General features: G+C 40.6%; 24 protein-coding genes. 16 read left to right on the top strand and 8 right to left on the bottom strand.

All coding sequences use genetic code 11. The features are described from left to right. The first annotated feature begins 17 nt into the window (after positions 1-17). The 12 genes from AC1MCB_RS14030 to AC1MCB_RS13975 all read left to right on the top strand — a co-directional run bounded on the left by AC1MCB_RS14030 (position 18) and on the right by AC1MCB_RS13975 (position 10,225). Positions 18-1,328 carry a cytochrome c oxidase subunit II gene (locus AC1MCB_RS14030; RefSeq protein ID WP_479965333.1) on the top strand — a complete coding sequence of 437 codons (1,311 nt, stop codon included), beginning with the start codon at positions 18-20 and terminating at the stop codon, positions 1,326-1,328. 7 nt (positions 1,329-1,335) lie between these two features. Then, complete coding sequence (locus AC1MCB_RS14025) at positions 1,336-3,237, top strand: cytochrome c oxidase subunit I (protein ID WP_479965332.1); 1,902 nt, start codon at positions 1,336-1,338, stop codon at positions 3,235-3,237. An 89-nt stretch (positions 3,238-3,326) separates the two neighbouring features. Next, positions 3,327-4,394 carry a COX15/CtaA family protein gene (locus AC1MCB_RS14020; RefSeq protein ID WP_479965331.1) on the top strand — a complete coding sequence of 356 codons (1,068 nt, stop codon included), beginning with the start codon at positions 3,327-3,329 and terminating at the stop codon, positions 4,392-4,394. Continuing rightward, entirely contained in the window at positions 4,391-5,266 is an 876-nt protein-coding gene (gene cyoE, locus AC1MCB_RS14015) for a heme o synthase (RefSeq protein WP_479965330.1), read from the top strand. Before AC1MCB_RS14020 ends, cyoE begins: the two co-directional genes overlap by 4 nt. A 124-nt stretch (positions 5,267-5,390) precedes the next feature. Then, positions 5,391-5,978, top strand: a complete 588-nt coding sequence (locus AC1MCB_RS14010) for a cytochrome c oxidase subunit 3 (protein WP_479965329.1) — start codon at positions 5,391-5,393, stop codon at positions 5,976-5,978. 22 nt (positions 5,979-6,000) lie between these two features. After that, positions 6,001-6,690 carry a cytochrome c oxidase subunit 3 gene (locus tag AC1MCB_RS14005; protein WP_479965328.1) on the top strand — a complete coding sequence of 230 codons (690 nt, stop codon included), beginning with the start codon at positions 6,001-6,003 and terminating at the stop codon, positions 6,688-6,690. A 20-nt stretch (positions 6,691-6,710) separates the two neighbouring features. Continuing rightward, positions 6,711-7,058, top strand: a complete 348-nt coding sequence (locus AC1MCB_RS14000; protein ID WP_479965327.1) for a cytochrome C oxidase subunit IV family protein — start codon at positions 6,711-6,713, stop codon at positions 7,056-7,058. Then, entirely contained in the window at positions 7,058-7,765 is a 708-nt protein-coding gene (locus tag AC1MCB_RS13995; RefSeq protein ID WP_479965326.1) for an SCO family protein, read from the top strand. The genes AC1MCB_RS14000 and AC1MCB_RS13995 overlap by 1 nt, the downstream gene beginning before the upstream one ends. 11 nt (positions 7,766-7,776) lie before the next feature. After that, complete coding sequence (locus AC1MCB_RS13990; RefSeq protein WP_479965325.1) at positions 7,777-8,316, top strand: DUF420 domain-containing protein; 540 nt, start codon at positions 7,777-7,779, stop codon at positions 8,314-8,316. Between the two features lie 39 nt (positions 8,317-8,355). After that, positions 8,356-8,631 (top strand): hypothetical protein, encoded by a 276-nt coding sequence (locus AC1MCB_RS13985; protein ID WP_479965324.1) that lies wholly within the window; start codon positions 8,356-8,358, stop codon positions 8,629-8,631. An 81-nt stretch (positions 8,632-8,712) separates the two neighbouring features. Then, positions 8,713-9,375 carry a DUF2461 domain-containing protein gene (locus AC1MCB_RS13980; RefSeq protein ID WP_479965323.1) on the top strand — a complete coding sequence of 221 codons (663 nt, stop codon included), beginning with the start codon at positions 8,713-8,715 and terminating at the stop codon, positions 9,373-9,375. A gap of 10 nt (positions 9,376-9,385) precedes the next feature. Then, positions 9,386-10,225, top strand: a complete 840-nt coding sequence (locus tag AC1MCB_RS13975) for an OmpA/MotB family protein (protein WP_479965322.1) — start codon at positions 9,386-9,388, stop codon at positions 10,223-10,225. Positions 10,226-10,329: 104 nt separating this feature from the next. Here the strand turns inward: AC1MCB_RS13975 and AC1MCB_RS13970 are convergent, their stop codons facing one another. Together AC1MCB_RS13970 and AC1MCB_RS13965 are read right to left on the bottom strand one after the other, a co-directional pair. After that, entirely contained in the window at positions 10,330-10,632 is a 303-nt protein-coding gene (locus AC1MCB_RS13970) for a DUF4286 family protein (protein ID WP_479965321.1), read from the bottom strand. Between the two features lie 56 nt (positions 10,633-10,688). Further along, a complete protein-coding gene (locus tag AC1MCB_RS13965; RefSeq protein WP_479965320.1) occupies positions 10,689-12,494 on the bottom strand; it encodes a tetratricopeptide repeat protein in 1,806 nt (601 codons plus the stop codon). A 260-nt stretch (positions 12,495-12,754) separates the two neighbouring features. On the opposite strand from AC1MCB_RS13965, the gene AC1MCB_RS13960 reads away from it, so the two are divergent. The 3 genes from AC1MCB_RS13960 to AC1MCB_RS13950 are packed head-to-tail and all read left to right on the top strand — an operon-like array spanning position 12,755 to position 17,036. Then, positions 12,755-14,635, top strand: a complete 1,881-nt coding sequence (locus AC1MCB_RS13960; protein WP_479965319.1) for a S9 family peptidase — start codon at positions 12,755-12,757, stop codon at positions 14,633-14,635. 2 nt (positions 14,636-14,637) lie between these two features. Next, entirely contained in the window at positions 14,638-16,341 is a 1,704-nt protein-coding gene (locus AC1MCB_RS13955) for a sensor histidine kinase (RefSeq protein ID WP_479965318.1), read from the top strand. A gap of 5 nt (positions 16,342-16,346) precedes the next feature. Continuing rightward, the gene (locus AC1MCB_RS13950) at positions 16,347-17,036 is read left to right on the top strand and encodes a response regulator transcription factor (RefSeq protein ID WP_479965317.1); all 690 of its coding nucleotides are present in this window, start codon (positions 16,347-16,349) and stop codon (positions 17,034-17,036) included. 97 nt (positions 17,037-17,133) lie between these two features. Here AC1MCB_RS13950 and AC1MCB_RS13945 read toward each other — a convergent pair whose 3' ends face one another. The 6 genes from AC1MCB_RS13945 to AC1MCB_RS13920 all read right to left on the bottom strand — a co-directional run bounded on the left by AC1MCB_RS13945 (position 17,134) and on the right by AC1MCB_RS13920 (position 23,782). Further along, positions 17,134-17,697 (bottom strand): hypothetical protein, encoded by a 564-nt coding sequence (locus AC1MCB_RS13945; protein WP_479965316.1) that lies wholly within the window; start codon positions 17,695-17,697, stop codon positions 17,134-17,136. 86 nt (positions 17,698-17,783) lie between these two features. After that, positions 17,784-18,674, bottom strand: coding sequence for a UbiA prenyltransferase family protein (locus AC1MCB_RS13940; RefSeq protein WP_479965315.1), 891 nt, complete (start codon positions 18,672-18,674; stop codon positions 17,784-17,786). 55 nt (positions 18,675-18,729) lie between these two features. Further along, on the bottom strand, positions 18,730-19,986 hold the full coding sequence (locus AC1MCB_RS13935) for a metallophosphoesterase (protein WP_479965314.1): 1,257 nt from the start codon (positions 19,984-19,986) through the stop codon (positions 18,730-18,732). 52 nt (positions 19,987-20,038) lie between these two features. After that, positions 20,039-21,547: a sigma 54-interacting transcriptional regulator gene (locus AC1MCB_RS13930; protein ID WP_479965313.1), complete on the bottom strand. Its 1,509-nt coding sequence runs from the start codon at positions 21,545-21,547 to the stop codon at positions 20,039-20,041. 153 nt (positions 21,548-21,700) lie between these two features. Then, on the bottom strand, positions 21,701-22,801 hold the full coding sequence (locus AC1MCB_RS13925; protein WP_479965312.1) for a vWA domain-containing protein: 1,101 nt from the start codon (positions 22,799-22,801) through the stop codon (positions 21,701-21,703). 93 nt (positions 22,802-22,894) lie between these two features. After that, positions 22,895-23,782, bottom strand: a complete 888-nt coding sequence (locus AC1MCB_RS13920; protein WP_479965311.1) for a carbohydrate kinase family protein — start codon at positions 23,780-23,782, stop codon at positions 22,895-22,897. 39 nt (positions 23,783-23,821) lie between these two features. Between AC1MCB_RS13920 and AC1MCB_RS13915 the strand changes: the two genes are divergently transcribed. Continuing rightward, the gene (locus tag AC1MCB_RS13915) at positions 23,822-24,241 is read left to right on the top strand and encodes a YybH family protein (RefSeq protein ID WP_479965310.1); all 420 of its coding nucleotides are present in this window, start codon (positions 23,822-23,824) and stop codon (positions 24,239-24,241) included. Positions 24,242-24,249: the final 8 nt, after the last annotated feature.

The following is a 24,249-nucleotide window of genomic DNA, read 5'->3' as shown; positions in this document are numbered from 1 at the left end:
CTATATTATTATAGAAAATGGGTTTGATAAAAAAATATAAAATAAAAGAGCTGGTTGCATTCGTGGTCATTTGCATCCTTACGGGAAGCTCGTTGTCTTTGCTTGCGCAAACGGGCGACAGCTCAGCCGCTAAAACAGCTGATACGGCAGCAACAGCAGCCCCAGCTACAGTTGGTCCGACTTCTGCTCCCTTAATCAGCACTGCTGTTGATACCGCGAAGAACGCCGCAACCGCTATAGCGGCCGAGATAGACCACAGTGCTACTTACAAATCAGCATGGTTTTATGTACTGTTGTTTTTTCTACTTTGCGTATTTATAGGTATTATAGGGAAGATTTTAAGAGTGTACGAGCTTAGCCGTGAGATGCAGGGTAAACATGCCGCTTATGACTGGCGAAAGATCAATGGAGGCTTATTCATAATTGCCCTGATTGTTGGCTTGTATGGAGTTTATTGGTCTTATGATGTTCAGGGCCGCATGAGCGTTACTGAATCAGCCACCGTGCACGGTGCGGACATTGACCTGATGTTCTACGTCACAACCATCATTACTACAATTGTTTTCGTCTTAACTCACATTTTTCTATTCGGATTCTCGTTTAAGTACAGAGGTTCTATTGAGCGTAAAGCCTATTTCTACCCACACAATAATGCTGTTGAGCGGATCTGGACAATTGTACCGGCTATAGTCTTGACTATATTGGTTCTGTTGGGTTTCTTCACCTGGAGAGGAATTACAAATCCTTCTGAAGCAGAGCAAAAGAAAGCTGTTTTAATTGAAGTACGCGGAGAGCAATTCAAATGGAATATCAGGTATGCAGGGAATGACAACCAGGTTGGGGTAAGTAACTATAAATTGATAACTCCGACTAACGGTTTAGGTATTGATTTTAAAGACCAAAAAAGCTGGGATGATAAACTTGCAGGCGAAATAGTAATTCCTGTAAACAGACCTACCCGGGTAATGATTGGTTCTAAAGACGTGCTGCACAGCTTTTACATTCCAGACTTTAGGGTTCAGATGAACGCTGTTCCGGGAATGCCAACATTCTTCCAGTTCACCCCTAAATATACTACAGCAGAAATGCGTGAAAAGAGAAATAATCCAAAGTTTGACTTTGTGTTATTATGCGCTAAAATCTGTGGTGGTGGTCACTACAACATGCAGAGTAAGGTTACTGTGGTTAGCGAGGCCGAATATGCTGCCTTTCTTGCAAAGCTGCCCCTTATTTATAATGATGATATGAAGAAAGAACTTCAAATGGCAGACGTTAAAACTTCGGAAACAAATAATACAGTTGCGTTAAATAACAATATAAATAGATAGAGAGATTATGGCAAGCACAGCATTACACGACACAGCCGTACTACATAACCATGATCACGGTAATGAACATGGTCATCATAAAGAGACTTTTATAACCAAGTACATTTTCAGCCAGGATCATAAAATGATTGCAAAGCAATTTTTGATTACTGGTATTATCATGGCGGTCATCGCGATGATGCTATCTGTACTTTTTCGTTTGCAATTGGGCTGGCCAGACAAAACCTTTCCATTACTGGAGACATTTCTAGGTGGCTGGGCTGAAGGTGGAAGGATAAAGCCGGAGTTCTTCCTGGCACTGGTGACCATACACGGTACCATGATGGTATTCTTTGTACTAACTGCCGGATTAAGTGGAACTTTCAGTAATCTATTAATACCCTTACAATTGGGAGCCCGGGATATGGCTTCACCGTTTATGAACATGCTATCATACTGGTTGTTTTTTTCAGCTTGTGTGGTGATGATGGCATCTTTCTTTACTGTTACGGGCCCGGCAAGTGCGGGGTGGACAGTTTATCCGCCTCTTTCCGCTTTACCCAAGTCAATTCCAGGTTCAGGGATAGGTATGACTCTCTGGTTAATTAGCATGGCCATGTTTATCGCCTCTTCCTTAATCGGAGCGCTGAATTATATCAGTACAGTATTAAACATGCGTACTAAAGGTATGGACATGTGGAAAATGCCGTTAACTATCTGGGCGTTCTTTTTAACTGCTATCGTAGGGGTTCTATCATTCCCGGTACTGGTATCAGCAGTTGTTCTTTTAATCTTTGACAGAAGCTTTGGAACAAGTTTTTATCTTTCTGATATTGTAATCGCAGGTCAGGTTTTACCAAATCAGGGTGGTAGTCCGATCTTATGGCAACACTTATTTTGGTTCCTTGGCCACCCGGAGGTTTACATTGTAATCATGCCTGCACTGGGTATCACGTCAGAGGTTATTTCGGTAAATTCTCGTAAACCTATCTTTGGTTATCACGCAATGGTTTATTCTCTGATCGGTATTACCGTTTTATCTTTCATTGTTTGGGGGCACCATATGTTCGTAACGGGGATGAATCCTTTCCTTGGAGGGGTATTTATGATCACTACATTGATTATCGCTGTGCCGTCAGCTGTGAAGACTTTCAACTACCTGGCTACGCTATGGCGTGGGAACATCCGATTCACACCAGCTATGTTATTTGCGATAGGCTTGGTTTCTTTCTTCATTTCAGGAGGTTTAACTGGTATTTTCTTAGGGAATGCGGCTTTGGATATCAATTTACATGATACTTATTTTGTAGTTGCACACTTCCACCTTGTTATGGGATCTGCAGCCATCTTTGGGATGCTTTGTGGTGTTTACCACTGGTTTCCCAAAATGTTCGGACGTTTAATGGACGAAAAATTGGGGTATATTCACTTCTGGTTTACATTTATAGGGGCTTATTTAGTTTTCTTCCCAATGCACTTTATGGGTCTGGATGGTGTACCTCGCCGTTACTATGCTTTCACCGAATTTGAATTTATGAAAGAATGGTTAACTGTGAATACATTTATTACCTGGGCGGCAATTATCTCCGCGCTTGCACAAGTTGCATTCTTATGGAATTTCTTTTATTCGATCTTCTATGGTAAGAAAGCTTCACAGAATCCTTGGCAATCCAATACTCTTGAGTGGACTACGCCGGTTGAACGCTTGCACGGAAACTGGCCTGGTGAAATTCCTACAGTCTATCGCTGGCCTTATGATTATAGCAAACCAGGTCATGATGAAGACTACATTCTGCAGACAACGCCTTTTTCGGAGACTATGAGTTCCAACATGCCTCATGATTTCGAGGGCAACGCTGCTGCTGAAAAAATACAGGAAGATTGGACAAGAGAGAACCCCGCTAAAATTAAAAGCACCGAGGAAGTCTAATCTTTCTATTTAAATATCTATCAGTTGGCAACATTCATCCGTTGCCAACTGATTTTTTATAATACCTTACCAAACCAAGGACAAAGTAAATGTACCCCGCAAGTGAAAAGAGATTTCTACGGATTAATTTAATATCTATAGTTGCTCTTTTCGCTCTAATCCTCGCCGGAGGGATAGTTCGAAGTTCAGGTTCCGGCATGGGATGTCCTGACTGGCCAAAATGTTTTGACCGGTATGTGCCGCCAACTGATGTGTCACAGTTACCATCTCATTATAGGGAAAAATACGTTGATAAACGAGTTGAAAAAAACCTGAGGTTTGCTAACACTCTGGATTTCCTTGGTTTTGGCAAGATGGCGGAGAGAATCAGGAATGATAAAAGTATTCTGGAGCCTGAGGAGTTCAACGCTGCAAATACCTGGATTGAATATGTAAACCGGTTAATAGGAGCAGTTTACGGTATTCTACTTATATTTTGTGTAATCTTTTCATTCACATATTTAAGAACTCGTAGAAAGATATTCTTTTGGAGTTTGCTAAACTTGGTACTAGTCGGTTTCCAGGGCTGGCTCGGTTCCATTGTGGTTAGTACTAATCTAATGGCTTGGGTGGTAACGGTGCATATGGTGGTTGCCGTAGCTATTTTAGGGATTAGCATCTATACTTATTTTCTAGCCAGAGTGTGGCGTGACAGAAATCTTCTGACCACGAGACCAGCGGGCTTGCTAAAAGGTCTTGTAATTAGTGTTGTCATTATAAGCTTATTTCAAATTGCTCTAGGAACCACTGTAAGAGAACAGATCGATGCTATCGCTTCATCAATGGATAATCTCAATCGTGCTGAATGGGTCGCAAACGTGGGTCTTAACTTTGAATTACACCGTGACCTGGCGATTCTGATGGTGGTACTAAATGTTATTATCTTCTTAATGATTCGCGCTGGCTATTCTCTCACCGGTCTGCAATTTAAATATGTATCGTTTGTAATGATTTTTCTAATTCTTCAAATAATTACCGGAATCGTTTTATCATACTTAGCTTTGCCGCCGGTTGCACAGGCCGTTCATATTCTGCTGGCAACGTTACTATTTGGTGCCCAGTTCTACTTAATGCTATTGTTGGGAAGGAATAAATTGTATAGTCGGAAACTAGCGTGAGAAACATCATATCGGATTTTAATAAATTAATAAAGCTTAGACTTACACTTACAGTTGTTTTTTCAGCCTCGGTTTCGTTTCTGATCGGAAGTAAGATACAGGGAGACATCATTTGGATTAACTGGGTTATTTTAACGGTGGGTGGTTTTTTGGTAACTTCAGCTGCCAACGGTTTCAATGAAATTATCGAGAAGGATCTTGATAAGTTAATGTCACGAACTATGGACCGTCCCATCCCGTCAGGAAGGATGAATACCGGGCAAGCGCTTGTATTAAGCTTGTTTATGGGAATTGTCGGTACTATGATACTGTTACAGTTGAATTTTCTTACGGGAGTTTTGTCAGTATTTTCTATCTTCTTCTATGCCTTTTTATATACACCCATGAAGCGAATATCGCCGATCGCTGTATTTGTAGGAGCTATACCTGGCGCACTGCCCCCTTTAATTGGGTACTTTGCCGCTTTTGACAATCCAAGTATCTCGTGGTTACCTGTTATTCTGTTTATTATTCAATTTGTATGGCAGTTTCCCCACTTTTGGGCGATTGCCTGGGTGCTTGATGACGATTATAAAAAGGCTGGCTTCAGATTACTTCCTACTACAAATAGAGATAAAACTTCTGCAGCAATCACTTTGATAACGACATTATTATTAATCCCGGTAGGATTGATGCCTGTATTCTATAATTTTGGCGGGTATGTTTATGGTATTATTTCAATCTTTGGAGGAGTATATTTTACCTGGCAGGCCATCAGGCTTTTTACCGACTTAAATGTAGGCTCGGCTAAAAAATTGATGTACGCCTCGTTCTTTTATCTGCCATTGCTTCAATTAGCGTTGCTATTTGACCTGATAGCGCCGGGAAAGTAAAATTGAATGTATCAGGCAATATGGAATGTGATTTTAAAGTTGAACTTTTCAGCTGGTATAGATATACTGACATCTAGAGTTAATAAATATGGAAGCTTCATTACCACTTAAAACTAGTATCCAAATGAAAAAATACACTGGACCTACTGAGGTCGAGGATAAGCAAAACCTTAAAGCCAAGAAATTTTTAGTTTGGTTATTTATAATCTCCTCGTTCATGATATTCGCCGGGTTAACCAGTGGATTTATTGTATACACCGCAGGCAGTCCTGATCGGGGCTTGAAAACAATTCTCCCGCAGGCATTTAAATATAGCACAGCAATTATAATTATAAGCAGTATCACAATGCATCTTGCATATATGGCTGCGCGAAAGCTTCAGTTTGGTATGCAGAAGCTTTATCTTGGTGGAACCTTCATACTCGGGATTGTCTTTCTGTTAATGCAGTTCAATGCGTGGCAAGTGCTTACCCAGCAGGGGGTTTATTTTGTAAATTATAACGCTTCGCAATCGTTTATCTACGTCTTCACCGGACTACACATGCTGCATATTTTTGCCGGCTTGATTATGCTGATAATATCACTTGCAGGAGCATTTCAAAATATAGCTCAGGTGCGTAATTTATTCCGGCTGGAAGTAACCGCCATATTTTGGCATTTTATTGATATACTATGGATTTATCTATATGTTTTCTTACTTTTGAACCAATAACAAACCTTTTCACATCACTTAAATGAGTTCTACTGTATCACAAATTGATGAAATAAAAACCGACGCCTGGAGCGGTGGAAGATCCCCGTTTGCTGTTGAATATGGCAAATTGATGATGTGGTTTTTTTTACTTTCAGATGCTTTCACATTCTCTGCCTTTCTGATTTACTACGGAGCTCAGCGGTTTAGCAAAACGACCTGGCCTGATCCGGACGTTGTGTTTCAATCTATACCTGGTATTGCTGACCATGGATATCCGCTGGTATTTGTTGGGGTGATGACATTTATTTTGATTATGAGTTCAGTTACAATGGTTCTGGCAGTTGAGGCAGGTCATCGGAACTCGAAGAAAGAGGTCGTATGGTGGATGATCGGGACAATTATTGGTGGATTAATGTTCCTTGGATGTCAAGCTATTGAGTGGACGCATTTATTTCATGAAGGCTATTGGTGGGGAGCTTTTCCTGCATCGTATACAGGCATTGAAAGTATTGGTGCACTTCAGTTTTCAAACCTGTTTTTTACCATCACGGGTTTCCATGGATTTCACGTTTTTACAGGCGTTATTGTAAATATTATTATTCTCATAATGACTTTAACCAATGTTTTTGCTAAAAGAGGCAGCTATCTTATGGTAGAGAAAGTTGGATTGTACTGGCACTTTGTAGATCTTGTTTGGGTATTTGTATTTACGTTTTTCTATTTAGTTTAATTCTGATAAAGTTACACAGCATGTCTGCAGAAAAAACACATGAACATTTAGAGCATGCCGATGAGCATGAAGGAATGACCAAGAAGAAGATCTGGCAGGTTTTCTTTTACCTTCTCGGAATAACCGCTCTTGAATTTGCTATCGCCCTTTACTTTCTACCTCATGGCTATATAGGACATGGGATAGCTAACTTTGCTTATATTATTTTAACTCTTGTTAAGGCTTTCTATATAATTGCATACTTTATGCACCTTAAATTTGAGAGGTTAGCTCTGAAGACTGGTCTTACAGTATCATTAATCTTTATAGTCTACTTTATAATTTTGATGCTCACAGAAGGTTCGTATCTGGGTGTGCATATGAATTAATGAATAGAACTTCTTTCCCATTAAAAAAGGTTTTAATCCTGGTAATCCTTCTTGCGGTGCCAGGATTATTATATTATCTGCTTCAGGAAAAGGGCAAGAACAGGTATAGGCCTCTTAGTATATTTGGCCCTAAGGAAGTAGCCTCCACATTTCATACTTGGCGGGGTACACAAATTCCGGATACGACTTACCATACCGTACGCCCATTTAAGCTAACTAATCAGGATGGACAGCCCATCACCTTTCCAGCTGACAGTCATAGGATTACCGTAGTTAATTTCTTTTTCAGCCGTTGTCCCAGCTTCTGCAAGGATATGAATAAGCAGATGGAGGAATTGAGCTATAAGTTTTCCAGAAATCGCTTGCTTCAATTCTACTCGATAAGCGTGGATCCTAAATATGATACTCCTGAAGTTTTAAAAGGGTATCGCGCCGCTTTTAAACACGGGTCGTCTAACTGGAACCTGTTAACCGGTGATATGGACAGTATATACACTATTTCCAGGGAAGATTTTTTAGTAGATGCTCTGAAAGACACTGCGTCAACTGGAATAAATTTTATACATAGTCCAATGCTTATTCTTTTAGATCCACAGCAACGAATTCGCGGGTATTACGATTCAGCAAACAAAGAAGAAGTTGACAGAATAACCGACGAGATTAAAGTTCTGATAACTGAAGAGTTGCGGAATATCAAAGATCGTTAATAAAACTACTCATGACTGAAAAGATCACCTTCAGACTTATTTTAATATTATCAATAGTTGTATTTTCTGTTATAGCTCTGCTGCAAAGTAATCTTATCAATATCTTCCCAGACAAATCGGCTATCCCTTCGTGGGTATTGCTGCTGCCAACTTTAAATGCAATCATTAATGGCACTTGCACAGTCTTACTCCTACTATCTTTGTACTTCATTAAAAGGAAAGAGATAGCAATTCATAAAAAAATAAACATTACCACATTTCTGCTATCTTCTTTATTTTTGGTGTCCTATATTATATTTCATTCAACCGGAATTAAAACAACGTATGGGGGTACAGGTGTTGTAAGGTATATATACTATTTCATTCTGATAACACATATAATACTTGCAGCGGTAGTATTGCCGTTAGTGTTATTAAGTTTTCAGCGAGGACTACAGATGCAGGTAGAGAAACACAAAAAACTGGTCAGATGGAGCTATCCTATCTGGTTATATGTTACAGTCACCGGAGTGGCAGTATATTTAATGATCTCTCCTTACTATAAATTTTAGAAGTAAAAGATCAACGCTCAGGTTTTAATATTAGATATCATGAAAGCTATAAGAGTTATTACGGCTGTACTTATTTTATCGTTAATAATATTCACCTCGTTCGATTCATCCGCGCAGTGCTCCATGTGTACTTTAACCGCTGAGAATTCTGTAGAGAACGGTAATACTCAAGGCAAAGGGCTAAACACGGGGATTTTGTTATTGCTTGCAGCACCCTACATTGCCATTGCAGGTGTAGGATATGTTTGGTATACCAAGTATCGGCGTAAAAATGTAGCGGTCGACATAAAAGACGAAAAGATCAATCTTAACTAGCTTCAGTCCTCCTATATAACCAAATTTATTAATGAGAAAGGAAATCATTAGATTCGGCTTCTTAACCGGAAACCCTTTTTCATGATAAAAGCCGACACTTTTAGTTTTCTTAGTGATCTTGCTGCCAATAACAATCGTGAATGGTTCGCATTAAATAAAAAGCGTCACGATGAAGCCAGGCAGAACGTTCTTGATTTTGTTGGCGAAGTAATTATGGGGCTCGCAGTAATAGATAAGGCAATTCCAGCCGACCTTGATCCGACAGATTGCGTGATGCGCATTTATCGCGATATCCGTTTCAGCCTTGATAAAACCCCATACAAAAATAACTTTGGTGCAGGTATCTCCCCTTATGGAAAAAACTTCAATGGCCCAGGGTATTATCTTCATATAAGCCCGCAGGAATGTTTTGTCGCTGGTGGCTGCTGGATGCCTGAGAGGGAGCAGCTCAAGCTCATTAGGCAAGAAATTGATTATAACAGCACTGATTTCAGAAGAACGATCGGGCAGCTGAAACTACATAGGCTAAAAGGCGGGCTGGACACTGAGCACACATTGAAAACAGCGCCTAAAGGCTACCCATCAGATCATCCTGATATTGAGTATTTGAAGCTCAAAAGCTACACAGTCACCATTCCCTTGAAATCATCTGAACTTAAAAAACCAGATGCTTTGCAAAACGTCGTTGAAGGTTTTGACTCCATTTACCCCTTTATTGTTTTTTTAAGAAATGCTATATCTTAATTGAATTCATATGAATAAACTTACCCTAATAACATTTGTCGGACTTTTATTAGTCTCATTAAGCTCTTGTGTTGTCTTATCGCCAAAAAAATACAATGCACTTCTGGCTCAAAAGGACTCTCTAAGTCTGGGTTGGGAAAACTCGCGTGCAACGATAGAAAGCCTTGAAGGTGAAGTGGAACGTCTTCGTGCTGATACAAGCCGTTTGAATAGTCGTTTAGGCGACCTTGAAGACCGCTTAAAAGGTTTGGATGCTAACTATGCTTCATTGCGGTCTAACAGCTCCACAGAGATCAATAAATTAGCTGAGGATTTAAAGAAGAGGGAGGCAAGGCTACGGGAAGTTGAGGAGATTTTGCATAAACGCGATGAAGCTGCGAACGCTCTTAAAAATAAATTACAAAAGGCTTTACTTGGTTTCCAGCAAAGTGGCCTGTCGGTTGATATTCGCGATGGAAAAGTATATGTTTCACTAACCGATAAACTGCTGTTCCCCTCCGGAAGCATTGTTATTGATGAGAAGGGAAAACAAGTATTATTGGAACTTGCAAAGGTTTTAAAAACCCAGCCTGAAATCAATATTTCGGTTGAGGGTCATACGGATAACCAAAGAGTAGTGAACCTTGGACAGATTAAGGATAATTGGGATCTGAGCGTATTACGTGCGACCTCCGTGGTTCGATACCTTACTGATGTGCAGAAGATTGAAAACAGCCGTGTTACCGCAACGGGAAAAGGTGAGTTTCAACCGATTGACCAGGCTTCCACTTCCGACGCACGCAGCCGTAACCGGAGAATTGAGATCGTACTATCACCCAAACTTGACGAGCTATATAATCTTATTAAATAAGCTGAATATGCCGTAAAAAAACAGCGATGTAATAATCGCTGTTTTTTTCAATGAAATCCTTCCTAACGGAAGGATGTTTCTGTTTTTCGGGAACCAAATTCCCTTCAATCTATAAATTCCATTAATGTCCGGTAGATAACGAATTTATTAGAAAACTTTTCAGGAAACGTGGCTCTTAATGCAGGGGCGAAATTGAGTAAGTATCTATTGTATTCTTCAATCGAGTCGGCAACGTACTGCACGCAATATGTTACCCCTTCATTTGGAGAATCAAGCACTTTTAACATCCTGTATGATGCAAAACAGGAAGTGTCCATTACCTCCGGAATATGTTGCTGCTTCATCCAGATTAACCAATCCGTATGTATTTCTTCGTCCAAAATTATTGTTACGTTATATAAGATCATGGGGGCAAAGATAGTCGTTGAGAATTATGGATAATCGCGGCGCGGCAAAATCAATTTTAGCCAATCTTATCGCCTCTTAGTAGTCGAAAGCGTTTTCGGGCTTCTACCACATATAAGCTGCCAGGGAAATCCGTAATGATCTTTTGATAAAGCTGTTGGGCCTTTTCAGGATTTTTTAGACCTGTTTCATAGATTCCGGCGAGTGTAAACAAAGCATCATCGGCCCATAGATCAAAAGAAAAGTTCTCAATAATCTTCTGAAGTTCGGTGCTGGCGGCACTGAGGTTATTCTGTTTAATATAAACTCTGGCCTTGGCCATAAGAATATCATCAGCAAGAGAGTTTCCCGGAAATTGTTTATTGATACTATCCAGAGTTAAAAGTGCCTCTTCTGGCTGGTTTTTAAAAATGGAAAGATCAGCCCGCGCATATGTTTTTAGAGCATTTGTATCTGTCTCATTCTGCAGATTGTCGGAGATAAGCAACCGGAGATTCAAGGCATCATTCGCGTATAACTGCGAGGTTGACGCTTTAAGTACATCCAACTGAGCTTTTGCCCACATAAAGTCTCCCTGGAAGTAAGACAGCCGCGCATTCTTGAACTTTGCTTCCTGACCTGGTGGCTCATTAGCAAACTGCTTTTCTACTTGCCCGTAGATGAGTGCCGCTTCCCATACTTCACCAGTTAAAATGTAAATGTCTCCAAGTTCAAGTTTTGCCGAGCCTACGGTTGATGGCGGTAAACCGGGTAATTCTAATAGACCTTCAAGAGATTCTGCAGCTTCCTGTGGTTTATGTAAATAGTAAGCCTGAAGATTAGACAATTGACGTATCGCGAAAGCCGTACCTGAATTGCGACCAAATTCTTCGAGGAGAAACAAATAATCTTTCTCAAGCTGTAACAATTCTTCTTTACTAAATTTGCCTCCGGTAGTCAGCATCCGGGTCTTTACATTCAAAAGATCGATTCTAGACGATATGTAGTACCGGTTGTCGGTGCCCTTGGAGGCTAAATAATTAAGAGCTTCTATTGACTGTGCAAATGCTTTGTTTTCGGCTAGTATCCTTGACAGACTTAAAACCCTTTCGCCTTCTTCTTTTAGCCGGCGGTCTAAAGCTAACGTCTGTCTTAAAGCCATATCAAAGTCTTTTTGCTGGATATACTGCCAGGTTAAAAGTTCTGAGAAAGCAAGGTTCTCCGGGTCTTTTTGCAGACGTCTTAATAAAGCAGATTTAAGCAGATCATAATCACTCCCGTCCTCAAACAGGTTAGCCAGAACATTCTGTGCCTGGTTTAAAATTTCCGGAGTTGTTTCGAGCAGTAGCAAGTATTCCTGAATAAGCATAATTTTGTCTTTCCGAAACCTGTATAATCCAATCAGATCGAATCCGAAAGCTTTTTCATCACCCAATACCTTTCTCCCAGCCTGATAGGTCTTTATGGAATATTCATAAGCGTCTGCCCGGTAAAAAGCGTTCGCCAATTCGCGTATCGCTGCTTCATTTTTGGGTATTGAACTAACCAACTTGCTATATATAGCCTCGACTTCTTCCTTGTGGCCACGTTGCTGTAAAATACGTCCCAAATCAACCGAGTATATATAGTTCTGGGGTGACGATTTTAACTGTCTTTTGACAAGTTGCTCAGCCTCCTCGTATCTTTTTAAATTTAGTAAACTGGTAAACAGCGGATCATAGTAGGCGGCATTTTTAGTTGCGCTGAATAATCTTTGATAGATCACAACAGCTTTTTCAAAATCTCCTGATTGATAAAACTGAGCCGCCAGAATATCATCGTTCTGCTGTGCATTGGAGTGGACAGCAGCTAAGAGGAAAGTGATTAAAAGCAGTATTTTCCGCATAAGTTAAAGGTAATAAATATGCAAGGTTTTTTGATCTTATTAAGGCAATACGCTGGTGAAAATAGGATTGTCTCATCGTGTATTTACATGTACTTTAAATGTTACCGTTTATTTAAGTGATTACTTCAGCGTTTTAGTATTTTACAATAATTGTAGAATTAAGATTGATTAACATTACGGGTAATAATTTGGTTGCAATAGCATTTTTACCGCTACTCACACGATTTTTTGGCTTATTTGCACAAATTCATCACTTAAGAATGAGGCTATTTAAAGTAGGAATATATTTTATGGCTTTGCTTGTCTTTGCATCATGCGCCCGAGAGAAACAAACCCGTAGAATTCCCGTTGAAGATTTTTTCAAGAATCCTGAGAAGACCGCTTTTTCCATCTCTCCTGACGGACAATTCATCTCTTATTTGGAGCCTTACCAGAACCGACTGAATATCTTTGTTCAAACTGTCGATGGTAATCATGTAATCCGTCTTACAAGTGACACCAGCCAAAGCATAGCGTATTACTCATGGGCAAATAATAACGAGATTTTGTATCTTAAGAGCGCAGGTCCTGAAGCCGATCTCCGCTTGTTCGCTGTTAAAAAAGACGGAACTGATACTCGAAACTTAATTGCTTATCCAAGTTCCAAAATTTATCTGATAACTTCCAAAGCTTATAATAATAACATACTTGTTGCGCTGAATAAGCGCGACTCTACGGTTTTTGATGCGTACAGAATGAACATCCATACAGGGGACATTTCTCTTTTAGTACGTAATCCTGGAAACATAACTGAGTTCTATCCCGATTCTGCCGGTAAACTCCGGCTTGCGTTAACCAGTGACGGTGTGGATGAAACTCTGATATATCGAAATTCAGAAAGCGCGGACTTTAAACCAGTTATTAAAAACAATTTTAAGACCTCAATTAACTTTCTGGGTTTTAGCAAAGATTCCTGCGTTTATATTTTAACCAACCAGAATCGCGATAAGAAGGCGTTGGTTGAATTGAACTGTAATACAGGGAAAGAACATCGGGAGATTTATACTCATCCGGATGTAGATGTATCGGAAGGGGCTTTCTCAAGATCAAAAAACAAAATGATCTACGCAGGTTACGAAACCTGGAAAAAGGAGCGCCATTACCTTGACAGTGAGACAAAGGAAATGTACAAGCGATTGGAAGAGTTGCTTCCCAATACGGAAATTAAAATTACAGACCAGGATTCCGCTGAACGAAAATTCATTATCCGGACTTTTACCGATCGCAATCCAGGCAGATATTACCTATACACTGTGTCAGACAATAAGCTGCAAAAGCTAGGCGATGTCAACTCATCCCTAAAAGAAAATGAGATGGCGCCCATGAAGCCGGTAAGTTATAAATCGCGTGACGGCCTAACCATAAATGGATATCTCACCCTACCTCTTGGAGCGAAGGAGAAGAATCTTCCGGTTGTTGTATTACCGCATGGAGGCCCATCACTTCGTAATACCTGGGGCTATAATTCCGAAGTGCAGTTTTTGGCTAACAGGGGTTTCGCCGTATTTCAGGTAAACTTTAGAGGATCTACCGGCTATGGTAAATCTTTTTGGATAGCAGGATTTAAAGAATGGGGAGGTAAAATGCAGGACGATATTACTGATGGGGTTAAGTGGCTTATAAAAGAAGGCATTGCTGATCCCCAGAGAATTGGGATTTATGGCGCAAGTTTTGGCGGATTCGCTGCTCTGCATGGCTTGTGCTTCAATCCTGAGCTATATCAATGTGGTGCATCCTATTCGGGGCTTATAAATCTTTTTTCATATGTGAAGGGAATTCCTCCATATTATAGGCCTTATCAAAAGATGTATTTTGAAATGGTCGGCGACCCGGAGACGGATGCCGATTATTTCCGCAATCGATCCCCTGTTTTTCACGCAGATAAGATTAAGGTTCCGGTTTTAATAGCTCAGGGCACCAAAGATCCGCGTGTTAATGTAAACGAGACAAACCAGTTTGTAAAGGAACTCAAAAAGAGAAACGTTCCGGTAACATATATTTTGAAGGAGGATGAACGTCATTTTTTTAAAAAACCTGAAAATAGGATAGAGTTTTATCAACAACTTGAACAGTTTCTAGAAGGAAACTTGAATAAGAACTAGTTATGAGAGAGCAGAAACAGCTTTATCGTAAGAACTTTTCGCTGATTATTACGTTTCTGGTACTAATTTCTGTCTCGCTGATTGTTGGGCTCATTCTAGCATATAGCCTTACGGTTAAAAATGTAGAAAATGAGTTTTCTTCTAAGAAGATTGACGTACTCGATCAGACAATCGCACCGTATAATAACTTCTTCCAAAACAAAATTCCCCAAATTTCTTTCTACCAGGGGTATTTGGATTCGGCATCAGTTGCCAAATACGCAGATACTATATTCGTTAATTTTCCCTTTGTCGGGAGAATTGTCTTTTATGATACTGGTATAAGCAATCATCGCATAATGGATGGTATTAGGGTAAATAACTTTTCTATGGGCCCAAAAGCAGTTTACCAGTTTGGTCCGGATATTCGCCCAGATTCAATTGTATTGTTCAAAAGCAGCAACCCTAACACATTGTCGTTAAATGCCGGCGATGAATTCAACAAGATGGCAGTCAAGTTTGCAGGCTTCATTGAATCGGCGGATACCACGAGCGCCTTAAGCGGAGAAGATGTCTTTAATATATCCTACAGCATTAACTCCAAACGTATAACTTATATGAATACTCCCAGGCCTGAAGACCTGCGGATATTCAAAGATCTCATGTTTAAAGATCAGGCTGCTTCGCCAGTTTATGAACAGGATCTCATCACGTTTTACCTGGATCCTTATAAGCTTAAAATTGATAATCAGCACCCGGAGCTATACCAAAAGATTCAGATAAAGCCCCTCGTTTACGAGTCTCTGGAGAATATGCCTGACCAGATTAGCACAGAAACACCTCTTCCCGGAGCTCTGAGTGATTATAAACTATACATCAGTTCACCAAGGGGCTATCTCACCCGCGAGATAAATACACGCTTTTTACCTGTTGCAATTAGTCTACTGGTTATTTACATTGTACTTATCCTGATTGCCTATCTGATATTTAGAAACCTGAACATCAACAGTAAGATGTTTAAACTTCAGTATGACTTTATCAATAATCTAACTCACGAATTCAAAACCCCTGTCAGTGTTATTAAAATAGCTGGTAACAACATTAGAAGTGCTTCACAGCTTTCAGATCGTGAACGTGCTCATTATGGAAAAATTCTTGATGAAGAAGCCGATAAGTTGAACGATATGATGAATAAACTGTTGTCATTTACTCAAATTGAAAACAAGGCCATCAGCGTAAAAGAGGAGATAATCAATCTGGAGATATTTTGTCAAAATATGGTTGATGCTTACCAGATCCGGTACCCTAATTTCAATATTCGCTACAAAATCGAGGGCATAGAGCAATTTAGAACAGATCCGGTTCTATTAGGAAGTATCTTCCAAAATTTGATCGACAATGCTTATAAATATTCTTCTACCGATAAAAAGGAATTAGATATAGTAATAAAAAAGGTAAAGAAAAACCTTGTTTTCCGTTTTGCTGATCAGGGTATCGGTATTCCCGATGATGAGCTTTCAAATATTTTCAAAAAGTTTTACCGGATACAAAGTCAGTATAATCAGCAGGGGAGTGCTGGCCTCGGCTTGGCGTTCTGTAAAGAACTGGTTAATTTTATGAACGGAACAATAACCGTAAAAAGCAAAGTGGGTATAGGGTCAGAATTCAAGATAGAACTACCTTACGACAAATCAGTTGCGGGTGCACCTAAAACAGTATTTAAATAATTATTATGCAGAAAGAGATCAAAATTGCAGTTGTCGAGGACGATGAGAACCTTAGATTTTTAGTTGTGCACCGTTTACAGGCGGAAGGCTACAAAGTAGTGGAAGCTGCCGATGGACTTGCTGCTGAAGAATTGATTATGGATGAGAAGCCAGATATTGTGTTGCTTGACTGGATGCTGCCTTATAAGCAGGGGTCTGACGTTTGCCAGGCAGTTAGGGAGAAAGGCTTCGATAACCAGATTATTATGACCACTGCTAAAGCACAGGATGTAGATAAAATCGATGCATACAGCTTTGGGGTGTCGGATTATATTACTAAGCCTTTCAACATGGATGTGTTGGTGGCCTTAATTGAGAATAAAATTAAATATGCCATAAACAACGAAAAGTCCGAAATGCACAAGTTTGGTGATATGGAGCATCATCCCAACACGCATTCGTTGATTAAAGATGGGCGGAAAATAGAATTGACCATTTTAGAAAACCGCATTTTGTTGTATTTCCTGAAAAATGAGAATAAAATCATTAATCGCGATGAACTAATGATGGTGGTTTGGGGATATAATTCGGATGTTAACACCCGGACCTTGGACATGCATATTGTTCGCCTGCGTAAAAAGATCGAAGATAATCCTGACAGGCCCCATTACTTACAAACTGTGCGTGGTGTAGGCTATAAATTTTCCGTTGCTTAATTCAAGTAATTGCGGACACGATAGTCTGTCTGGTAGCCTAAACACCGCTTTTTTAAGCAATCAACGGGTTCTAAGGGTCACACCACACTTTATGTAATTAAAAGTAGATATCAATGTAATCAAGGGTTGATCCTTCACAATTATTCATATCCTGCAAACGCCAGTATTGACGATCGCCAGTTGCTTTGAATAACTTTTTTCCAGTTTTCAAGCAAGGCTGCCCATTATTAAGGTGCGTAACAAGTGTTTCAATTTCTCCTATAAACTCGAGTTCCTTTTCGTTCAACGGTTTTATGCGCCCGTTTATTTTTAAATAGTCTTCGTTTTTTTCCTGTTTCCCGGTGATGGTATACCAGCCATTTTCAGCAGGGATAATGGTCGCACTACCCGGTTTATCCCAGCCTATCCATTGTAGACTCAGAGCATGTGTGCCAGTGAAGCCTCCGTCGCTGGTTACAGACCTCTCTTCAGGAAGCTTCAAGAGCGTATCAGCCTCGGTATTACGATTAGATTTGCTAATTAAATCTCTTAGACTGTCTATTTGCTGGCGCAACTGAAAATTCTCAGTACGCAAGCGTTGTTCATTGCTGTTACCAGGATTATTGCTGCAGGAGGTAAAAGCTAGACTGACAAACAAAAGGAGAACAGATGGCTTAATCATATAAGGGTTAACAAGGTTTCTTTCATTAGGCAAACAAGGTACCACATTTCTGTTGATGCAAATACATTTGACCTGAGAGGTGAAAATTAAAAAGGTATAAGGCTAAAGAAGAAAAGCATCAGGAATTGAAGGATCAGCGTTCCATCCAGATAGAGGAAATAGTAATATTCATTCCTTACAAAGTTGGATTTGAAGATGAGCCATCCCGAAAGAATAATAGTAAGAGTTAAAGCTATAAAGTTTTTATCAAAACTCTCGCTGAAAAGGAACAGCAAAACCAGGTACGCAACCAGCAAAATCTGGCAAAACAAGTAAGCTTTTTTCTCTCCAACCATAACCGGGATTGTCTTTAAGGCACTGCTGCGATCCTGAAAGAGATCCCGAATATCAAACGGGATCGTAATAGCCGCCACGAAAAGGAAACGCTTCGCGATTAGTAAAATAGTATCCCGGTTCGATATGTGAAGCAGGCCTGAGCTTTCCAATTCTAAAATAGGGAGCAGCACTGTACTCAGCGACCAGACCGTAGCAATCATAAAAAGCTTGATGCCTGGAATGTTCCGGAGGCCAAATTTTTTATCGTGAAAACTAAAGATTGGTAACCCATACGCTACAGAAAATATTCCCAGGAAAAACAGTAAAATCTGAGAAGGAACAGATAAGAACAAGATCAGCGGAATTAATGATAACACCGAGATGATGGTCAAGGAAATCATCAACCGGTGATGTGAGAATATCCATCTCACTCGTCTGAAAGGTGATTTTTGTGGATCTTCAGGCTTTGCCAGAAGAATGCTGAAGTTATATTGAGCCACTGTGGCAAAGAACAATAGGGCGAGGACAAATTTTTCAGGCCGGGCACCGAGCAGATGATAAGTCACCAGACCTTGGGCTACAGAACAAAGAGCAATGAAAAGGTTGCTGAATAATAAGCAGTCGAGGGTATCCCGTAAATAGCTACTTATTCGGGACTTCATAGAAGATAATTACATCAACCATATTTAAAAGTCTAATAGGCACGTTTAATAAAGACTATGTCCTGCTTAATTCAAATATCGTAATTTCAGGCTGAATTCCAACTCGTCCCGGATAGCCTAAAAATCCATAGCCAACGTTTACATATAATTGCTGATTTTGTTCGCGATATAACCCCGCCCACTCCGGATAAATATACTGGACCGGACTCCACTGGAGTTCTTCCATACGAACTCCAAACTGCATTCCGTGAGTATGTCCGCTAAACATCGCATCTATCTGAGGATATTCTTTTATCACCTGAGCACGCCAATGTGATGGGTCATGAGACAGCAAGAGCTTGACGGGTGAATCCTCAGTGTTTTTTATCGCAAGATCTAGCCTGCCATGCCTCACGAAGCGTCCCGCCCCCCAGTTTTCTATCCCTAAAATCGCAATCTCCTCGCCGTTAATTTTAACCATGCGATTCTCATTTAACAAAAGGTCCCAGCCCATATTTTTATGGGTGAGCTTTACATCGATCAGGTTCTTTGTTTTTGCAGCAGATGGCTCCTTCCCAAAATGGTAATCGCCATAATCGTGATTACCCAGCACGGAAAAGACTCCCAGTGGCGCTTTCAGTTTAGCGACTATATCCTGGTAATCGCGCATCTCGGAAGCCAGGTTATTAACCATGTCTCCGGTAAAGAAAATCATGTCAGGTTTTTGAGCAAGTAATTGTTCAACACCTCCTAAAACCGCTTTCCGATTATAAAAGCTCCCAGAGTGTATGTCAGAAATTTGAGCCAGTGTTAAGCCCTCAAAGCTGCGCGGCAAATTGGGTAGTACCAGCTTCTGCCTGATAACTCTATAATCGTAAGCGCCCGATGCTATCCCGTAAGTAAGAGAAGCAAGGGGTATGGCAGCTACCAGAGTGCCTGCTTTTACCAAAAACTCGGAGCGTGGAATAGTATTTTCCTTTGCAGGAGTTGACTCGACCGGCGAAGGCTGGGGCAGCAATTTCCGTTTTATCCAAATCAAACCACGACGAAGGTCATCCACAAAAAGGAAGAGCAAAAAGCAAACCTTGGTGACAAAAGTTAAAAAGAACGCTACCAAAATGACCGCTCTTACCGTCAGGCGGATGTTAAAATATATGCTGACAAACACTCCTCCTAAGATTAGTAGAGAGTAAGTCCAGAAAGTATTTCTAAATAGTCTTTGCTTTTTGGAAGTCCAGCCAGAAAAAGAAGAGGAGACTGCTTTATATATATAGAGGTCAATGATGATCAGTATGACACTGAGGATCATAAGCATAAAAATTCTATTAGTCATTCTTTTGAATAAACCTTATTGGGAAATTTAATGAAAGCTTCGAATTCAGGTATTAATATCTACCCTTATCATCGCCATAGTCATCATCCTCGCTGCCAAATTCAGTGCTAAACAGGCTATTAAACATATCGGTAAAGGCAAAGCCATTGTCGAGAAATGATTTGCTAACCTGCGAATACTCAGCAAGACCATGAAGCAAAAACTCCATGAGTAAAAACTGCTGGTTTTCGCTTAAACGCGGATGAAACTGTTTAACAACTTCCTTCAGACCAGGAACAGCAAGCAGCAGACTCTTGTATTCTCGGCCTGGAAGGTTATCTAAAATATTGATTGAGTTGCCCGACCCGAACCATGTTATAATTTCAGTATAAGGATTGGCGTTCTTAGATTTCTTTAATTTTTCAGGATCTGGGAAGAACTGGGTCATCAGATTTTTGATTGATTTGCCTACAAGGATGTTTGCCACCTTGGCCGGACCTTCCAATTCGCCTTCATAAACAAGTTCTATTTTGCCTGTTATCGCAGGGATAACTCCCAGAAAGTCAGAAATCCGGACAAATGTGCTTTTCTCATCATTGATCAGCATTCGTCTTTCCGCATTACTGATCAAGTTTTCGTAAGCCGATATAGTGAGCCGGGCAGATACACCTGACTTCTTATCGATGTATTCTGAATTGCGTGCTTCAAAAGCGATCTGCTCAACCAGTTCTTTAACTAATCCGTCAGCCTCCACACTTTCAAGCTGCTGTTTGGTTATGGAAGCTTCCTGCTGCGTTATCTTTCTTGATATTTCAACACTGCGGGGGTAATGAGTCAGGATCTGGCTTTCAATACGATCTTTTAAAGGAGTCACAATTGCGCCCCTGTTTGTATAATCCTCAGGGTTGGCGGTAAATACAAATTGAATATCCAGAGGGAGCCGTAACTTGAAGCCACGTATCTGAATGTCTTTTTCCTGCAGAATATTAAAAAGCGATACCTGAATCCGGGCCTGAAGATCCGGCAACTCATTGATCACAAAAATACCCCGGTGGGCACGGGGAATCAGGCCAAAGTGAATCACCCGCTCATCCGAGTAGGTCAGTTTCATCGTAGCCGCTTTGATTGGATCAACATCACCAATTAAGTCTGCAACAGTGACATCGGGCGTCGCCAGCTTTTCGGTATAACGTTCAGAGTGATGAAGCCAGCTTATTGGAGTATCATCGCCCTTATTTTCAATCTCGTTCCTTCCAAACCAGGAGATAGGACTAAGCGGATCTTCAAAGAGTTCAGAACCTTCAATGTACGGTACATACTCGTCCAACAGACTGATCATTAGCCTCGCTATCCGGGTTTTTGCCTGTCCGCGAAGACCAAGCAAGAGAATATTGTGTTTTGATAAAATGGCAGTTTGCAAATCAGGAATCACAGTGTCTTCGTAACCAATAATGCCCTCAAAACCCGCTTCCTTATTTTTAAGCTGGCTGATTAAATTTTCGCGTAACTCTTCTTTCACAGACCGGGAACGGTAGCCTGATTGTTTTAATTCACCTAATGTTTTTATGTTTAGTTTGTCCATTTTACAATTTGTCAATTTGCGAGATTCTTTTCTACATTCAATTTGTCAAAATTGCCATTCCATTTTTAGATTATCCAAATCTTGATAGTTGGCTAATAGCAGTATTTTACTTAGGTCTAAGCCTGTTGCATTAGCAAATTGACAATTAGCAAATCACCTCACCGTCTTTCTCCTGTTGCGTATGTAATCTTCAAAAATGTATTCACCTAATCCCTTCAACGAACTGTAGAATGCTTTTCCGCCATTAATTTCCGTAAACTGCCTTACAAATTGTTGGAGATAGGGGTCGCGGGCAATCATGAACGTCGTTATCGGAATGTTTAATCGTTTGCACTGGGCAGCCATATTCAAAGTCTTATTAACCACTTTCCGGTCAAGTCCGATACTGTTTTTATAGTATTTATTTCCTTCTTTTAAGCAGGTGGGCTTTCCATCAGTGATCATAAAGATTTGCTTATTATGGGTTTTACGCCTTCTAAGAAGATCTACTGCAAGCTCGAGGCCTGCATAAGTGTTGGTATGGTAAGGGCCTACCTGGAGGTAAGGCAAATCTTTTAAAGCTATCGGCCACGCATCATTCCCAAACACGACAATATCTAAGGTGTCTTTGGGATACTTGGTATTAATCAGTTCAGCAAGCGCCATAGCAACCTTTTTGGCCGGAGTAATCCGGTCTTCACCATAAAGAATCATGGAATGCGAAATGTCGATCATCAAAACTGTAGAAGTAATAGTTTTGTAGTCTTTTTCTTCAACTTCCAGATCCCGTTCGGTCATCGTAAAATCTCCGATACCATGGTTGACCTGAGCATTATGGATCGAAGCAGTCATATCAATCTGATCCAGGCTATCGCCGAATTGAAACTCCCTTCGGTCGGCATTCTTCTCTTCTCCCAGGCCCGATATGTTCGAATTATGATTACCCTTTCCTGACTTTTTTAGTTTCCCAAAGATCTCTTCAAGTGCTGATTGCCGAATACTTTGCTCGGTTCGTGCAGTAATCTTAAAGGCACCTGACTTCTGGTCATCTTCATCCAGATAGCCTTTCTTTTTAAGATCATCAATAAAATCCCCCATGCCGTACTCGTCGTTGGTAAGATTGTACTGCTTATCAAGCTCATTCATCCAGGCCAGCGCCTCATTTGGATCGCCGGAAGTATAATTGAGCAGTTCGAGAAATAACTTCAACAACTCGTCGAACCCGCCTTTAGGAAGATCATTAGGAATGTATTTCGAGAATCCGTGCCCCCGCATAGTGTGCCTTTCAAATAAATAACGAGAACCCGAAGTTAAAAGTTTTGTTCGCCCCCTTTATTATCATCGGTTTATTTTGACAGTCAGATGTAATTAGGCGAGTTGCCGGGAAATCTCCATTATTTTTTGAGGATCATAACCGGGGTTTGCACCATGGTGCGAAGCTACAAAAGCTCCAACCGCACAGGCTTTTTGAAGAATAGTATTTGGTGATTCTTCTTTAAGTATGCCGGCAATAAACGCAGCCAGAAACGCGTCGCCTGCGCCAACCGTATCTATAACGTCAACATTAAACCCCGGATGTTCGTAAAAAACCCCTTCTACTAAAGTTATTGCTCCTGAATCACCTCTTGTAATACATAAGGTATCGACCCCCATATAATCTGCCAGGAACGAAATTTTCTCTTTCTGCGAAAGGTGTGCCAGTTCAGTGCCAGCCAGCATATCCAGTTCTTCCGAATTCATCTTAATGATGTTTGACATCCCTCCAAGGATCTTCAAGTTGTTCATTTCAAAATGAGGAGCCCTGATATTTACATCAAAAACCTTTAAGGCATTACTTTTCAATAGCTCCATCAATGTGTTTCGGGTAGTTTCCTCACGGCTAGCCAGGCTGCCAAAAACAATCACACTGGCTTTATTGGCCGCTTCAAGCAAGGCCGGATCCGGCTGTATATTATCCCATGATACCGGATAAGGAATCGTATAAGTTGCCTGGCGCTTTTCATCCAGTTCAACACCTACCACGCAGGTAGGCAATTTTTCATCCCGTTGAATTAAATCCGAATAAAGATCATGTATTCTTAAAAATTCTATCAGCTCCCTCCCAGCCTCATCCGAACCAACCCTGCTGGCCATGGTTGAGTTAATGCCCTGTTGTTTTAAGTGGATCGCCACATTCATAGGCGCGCCACCGGGAGTTTTGCCTTCCGGCAAGGTATCCCATAAAACTTCTCCGAAACATAATACCTGCTTATTCATATAGTTTATCTTTGGAATGAAATTATACATTTTAGAGTTATGAAAAGACTTGTTTTTATTAGCTGTATTTTATTATTCGCGGTTAATGTTGTCGCTCAGGAAAAACAAGCGGTATTAAAAGTTCTGGATACCCAAAGGCGGGCTTGGAATAAGGGCGATTTAGATGGCTTCATGCAAACCTATTGGAAGTCTGATTCACTCCTTTTTGTAGGTCACAACGGACCAAAGTATGGCTGGCAAACAACACGGGATAATTACCGAAAGTCATATCCCGACAAAGCGGCCATGGGAATGCTAAGCTTCGATATTAAGGAAGTAAGGTTTATCACTGCCAAGGATGCTTTCGTTCTGGGCGCATGGCATCTGCAACGGCAGAAGGACCAGCCAAAAGGATTTTTTACGCTTCTGCTTAGACAGATAAACGGCGAATGGATTATCATTGCTGATCATTCCAGCTAATCATTATT

It is taken from the genome of Daejeonella sp. AP26, assembly GCF_056680515.1.
The sequence above is the reverse complement of the archived record's forward strand: the minus strand, read 5'-3'. Positions and strand labels throughout refer to the sequence as shown.